The sequence below is a fragment of the Chamaesiphon sp. OTE_20_metabat_361 genome (genome assembly GCF_031364565.1).
Genome location: NZ_JANLWO010000843.1, coordinates 1 through 3,816 on the forward strand (window position 1 = coordinate 1; position 3,816 = coordinate 3,816).

The 3,816-nt window shown below is 48.5% G+C and carries 4 protein-coding genes; all 4 read left to right on the forward strand.

Going from position 1 to position 3,816, the window contains the following annotated elements; genetic code table 11:
- Nucleotides 1-73 precede the first annotated feature (73 nt).
- The 4 genes from murG to sbcD all read left to right on the forward strand — a co-directional run bounded on the left by murG (nucleotide 74) and on the right by sbcD (nucleotide 3,676).
- The gene (gene murG / locus RMO35_RS23635) at nucleotides 74-1,165 is read left to right on the forward strand and encodes an undecaprenyldiphospho-muramoylpentapeptide beta-N-acetylglucosaminyltransferase (RefSeq protein WP_309744933.1); all 1,092 of its coding nucleotides are present in this window, start codon (nucleotides 74-76) and stop codon (nucleotides 1,163-1,165) included.
- A 131-nt stretch (nucleotides 1,166-1,296) separates the two neighbouring features.
- Nucleotides 1,297-1,578, forward strand: a complete 282-nt coding sequence (locus RMO35_RS23640) for a DUF427 domain-containing protein (RefSeq protein ID WP_309744937.1) — start codon at nucleotides 1,297-1,299, stop codon at nucleotides 1,576-1,578.
- A gap of 169 nt (nucleotides 1,579-1,747) precedes the next feature.
- Complete coding sequence (locus RMO35_RS23645; protein WP_309744935.1) at nucleotides 1,748-2,116, forward strand: hypothetical protein; 369 nt, start codon at nucleotides 1,748-1,750, stop codon at nucleotides 2,114-2,116.
- 192 nt (nucleotides 2,117-2,308) lie between these two features.
- Nucleotides 2,309-3,676, forward strand: a complete 1,368-nt coding sequence (gene sbcD / locus RMO35_RS23650; protein ID WP_309744939.1) for an exonuclease subunit SbcD — start codon at nucleotides 2,309-2,311, stop codon at nucleotides 3,674-3,676.
- The last annotated feature ends 140 nt before the right edge of the window (nucleotides 3,677-3,816 follow it).

Consider the following 3,816-nt stretch of genomic DNA (forward strand, 5'->3'; position numbering starts at 1 on the left):
GCGCGAGCCGCTAGCGGAAATGCTACGCAAACGGCTAAAATACCTGTGTTGCTGATGAGGAATTCAAATAATAGTGTCTAGTCCAGCTATTAAGCTACTGATTGCCGCCAGCGGCACTGGGGGACATGTATTCCCAGCGATCGCCGTTGCTCAGAAGCTCTGTGGATACCAGATTGAGTGGTTGGGCGTACCCGATCGCCTAGAATCAAAATTAGTCCCCTCAGAGTATCCCTTACATCTGATTCGAGTTGGTGGTTTTCAAGGGAAACCTGGTTTGGGTACCCTCAAAACGATCGGTAGTTTGATTAAGGGTGTCTTCCAAGTCCGCAAGCTACTCAAACAAGGTAATTTTGATGCTGTCTTCAGTACAGGCGGATATATCTCCGCGCCGACTATTTTAGCTGGCTATTCCCTCGGTTTACCAGTTTTTTTGCATGAGTCCAATGTGCTTCCAGGCAAAGTTACCCACTGGCTGAGTCCGTTTTGTACCAAAGTCGCCGTTGGTTTTGTCGAGACGGGTAAATATCTGCCGCGCGCCAAGACGATCTATCTGGGTACTCCCTGTCGCGAGCAGTTCCTGACGCCACAACCCCTCGATCTTCCCATTGCCGAAGACAGTCAGTTGATTGTGGTAGTTGGTGGCTCTCAGGGTGCTGTAGCCCTCAATCAGATGATTCGGGAATGCGTCGATGTGTGGTTGGAAGCTGGAGCAACGATCGTCCATATTGTTGGCGGTGCCAATGCCACTACCGAACCCGTCGCGCATCCTCGCTATATTGTCTTGCCATTCTATGACAATATGGCTGGACTGTTGCAGCGGGCGGATTTAGCCATCAGTCGGGCGGGTGCGGCGACTTTAAATGAGTTGATGATTACCCGCACGCCGTCAATTTTGATTCCTTATCCCTACGCCGCCGAGGATCATCAATACTATAATGCCAACGTTTTAGCTAACGCTCATGGCGCATTATTATTTCGGCAAGAATCCCTAACCGCCCAATTTCTGGCGGGAGAAGTGCTGTCCTTGCTCCAAAATCCCCTGCGGTTGGCAACAATGGCATCGAATACCAGTGCCCTCGGTGTGATGAATAGTGCGGATTTGTTGGCCGATTTGATTGGAGAATCAGTCAAGCCGCGATCGATAATTGCCAGCCACGGCATCTAACTAGCCGCCGCTTGGCTCGTCGATCGGTGCCATCCACTGCCCCCGATCGCTCAAATATTGATGTCGATTTTGGCTCCATCCGAAGTTTGAATGTTAAAGTAAAAGTAGTTTATCAATTAAGCGATCTCCTCATGACTACAGCAACTTGGAACGGTGTTACCCTAGCCCAAAGCGATGCCACCGTGGTAGTAGAAAATAATCAATATTTCCCAGCCGATAGCATCAACAAACAGTATTTTGTCGAAAGCAATACTCACAGTAATTGCCCCTGGAAGGGCACCTGTAACTACTACAGCATTAATGTAGAGGGTCAAACCAATCAAGACGCAGCTTGGTACTATCCCGAACCCAAAGATGCTGCTAAAAATATCAAAGGCTATGTGGCTTTTTGGAAAGGTGTCAAAGTTTCTTAATTAAAGTTAGCGCGGTTTATAGTAAGTATAAACCGCGCTAAAATCGGCTCTTAGAGCAGCGGTCGTCGTTACAAATATTTTCGTGACGATCGCTCGACTGTCTCTAAATTGCCGAATGAAAAATTAGATTTTATTCGATCGAGATTACGCTAGCGCACTAAAAATTATTATGATAGATCTCCACATCATTGCAGAATTGCAAGTGCAATTTGCCAATATTCCCGATGCGCTCGTGAGCTTGGAAACTATTGTTGATTGTGAAGGCGATCTCGAAGATGCGGCGATCGCGCTCGCAATTCGCGTCGGACAGCAACCCGATATTGCTAATAGCGAATGGTTGCGAGGACTGGCAAAAAAACATCGCGTGGCAATTTGTCAATCAGAATTTCGCAATGATATGGTTGAAGGTAACTTCATGCCCGTATTTCAACACTTTCTAGCAATTAAAATCTGCCCAAAAGTCCTGATTTTACCCGTTTTACTTTACGTTCATGAGTCGGGCGTCAATCTCTTCTGTCAACCACTCGATCCGCTGTAATGGTGGCTAATTTTACGCTGCAAATATCCACTGCTAGCCACACACTACAGCACCGCCCCTACAGGTTAACGTTACTGCGAGGAAATCAACTAGGATTGCTATAGTCCGATCGCCAGACCGAGCAAGCTATAGTATATACTTACTGAAATACTACGACGATCGCGCTCCCACCCCTCAAGCCTCACCCCTAAGCTGATGAAAATTCTGCATTTATCGGATATCCATATGGGCGGTGGTTTCGCTCACGGTAAAATCGACCCAGAAACCGGACTCAACACCCGCTTTCAAGATTTTGTCAAATCGCTATCGCGGGCGATCGACAGAGCATTAGCCGAACCCGTCGATCTGGTATTATTTGGTGGCGATGCTTTTCCCGATGCCACACCCGCACCGTATATCCAACAAGCCTTTGCACTCCAATTTTATCGGTTAGTCGATGCCAATATTCCCACCGTCTTACTAGTCGGCAATCACGATCAACATTCTCAGGGACAAGGTGGAGCCAGCCTATCGATTTATCGCTCCCTGGGCGTTCCCGGCACGATTGTAGGCGACACGATCGAAACTCATGTAGTAAATACTCGCAGCGGTGCGATCCAAATTATCACCCTCCCCTGGCTCAATCGATCGACTCTGCTCACCCGCGAGATTGCCGAAAATCTCTCGATGCTAGAAGTCAACCAATTATTACTCGATCGGCTTCAGCCGCGACTAGAAGGCGAGATCCGCAAACTAAATCCCGATCTCCCGACGATCGTTTTAGCACACCTGATGGCCGATAATGCCACGCTGGGGGCCGAGAAATTTTTAGCTGTCGGTAGAGGGTTTACCATTCCCCTGTCCTTCCTGACCCGTTCTTGCTTTGACTACGTGGCTTTAGGACACGTCCATCGCCACCAAAACCTGAATAAAACTAACGACCCCGCTGTTGTCTATCCGGGAAGTATCGAGCGGGTAGATTTTAGCGAAGAGAAAGAAGATAAAGGTTACGTCCTAGTTACCATCGAGCCGACAGTCCAACCAGCGAGTAAAAGCTTTGAGACGACTTGGGAATTTTGCCCTCTAGAAGTGCGGACTTTTCGGACGATTAGAATCGATGTTTCCAGTAGCGAACAGCCGCAACTAGATATCTTAGCCGCGATCGCCAAAGTTGATATTCTAGATGTAGTCGTCCGCTTGATCTACCAACTCAATCCCCAGCAAGTCGAATTAATTAGTACTAGCGGCATTCACGAAGCCTTGAGTACCGCTCATCACTACACGATTCAAGCCGAACTAATCAGTCAGCTCAGTCAACCCCGATTGCCCGAACTTGGCTGTAGCGTTGGCGATCCGATGGTAGCACTCTCAACTTATCTCGACAATCGTCCCGATCTCAAAGACATCGCCACGGCGATGATCGCAGCAGCAAATGAGTTATTGTCTGACGACAATCTCGGTGGGAGATCCAGCAATCGCGTATTACTCGATCTCGAATCTGCTGCTGATGCTTTAGATCTCGAATCAGCCACCAGTAAGTCTAAATCATCAGTTACGGATGGGCAATTAACCCTGTTGTAACAGCAGATTGAGTGATGCCATTCGATTGCATAAGTAGGCTCACTCTACGCCACTTACTAATCGAACCTTACGCAGGAGAGTCTGAGAGGCGGCGTCCCGCCTTTCAGCGGGGGGTCTGGGGGTCGGAACCCCCAGATCCG

Coding starts and splice junctions, on each gene's coding strand:
- RMO35_RS23640 (WP_309744937.1), top strand. CDS start 1,297: ATGACTACAGCAACTTGGAACGGTGTTACCCTAGCCCAAAGCGATGCC.
- RMO35_RS23645 (WP_309744935.1), top strand. CDS start 1,748: ATGATAGATCTCCACATCATTGCAGAATTGCAAGTGCAATTTGCCAAT.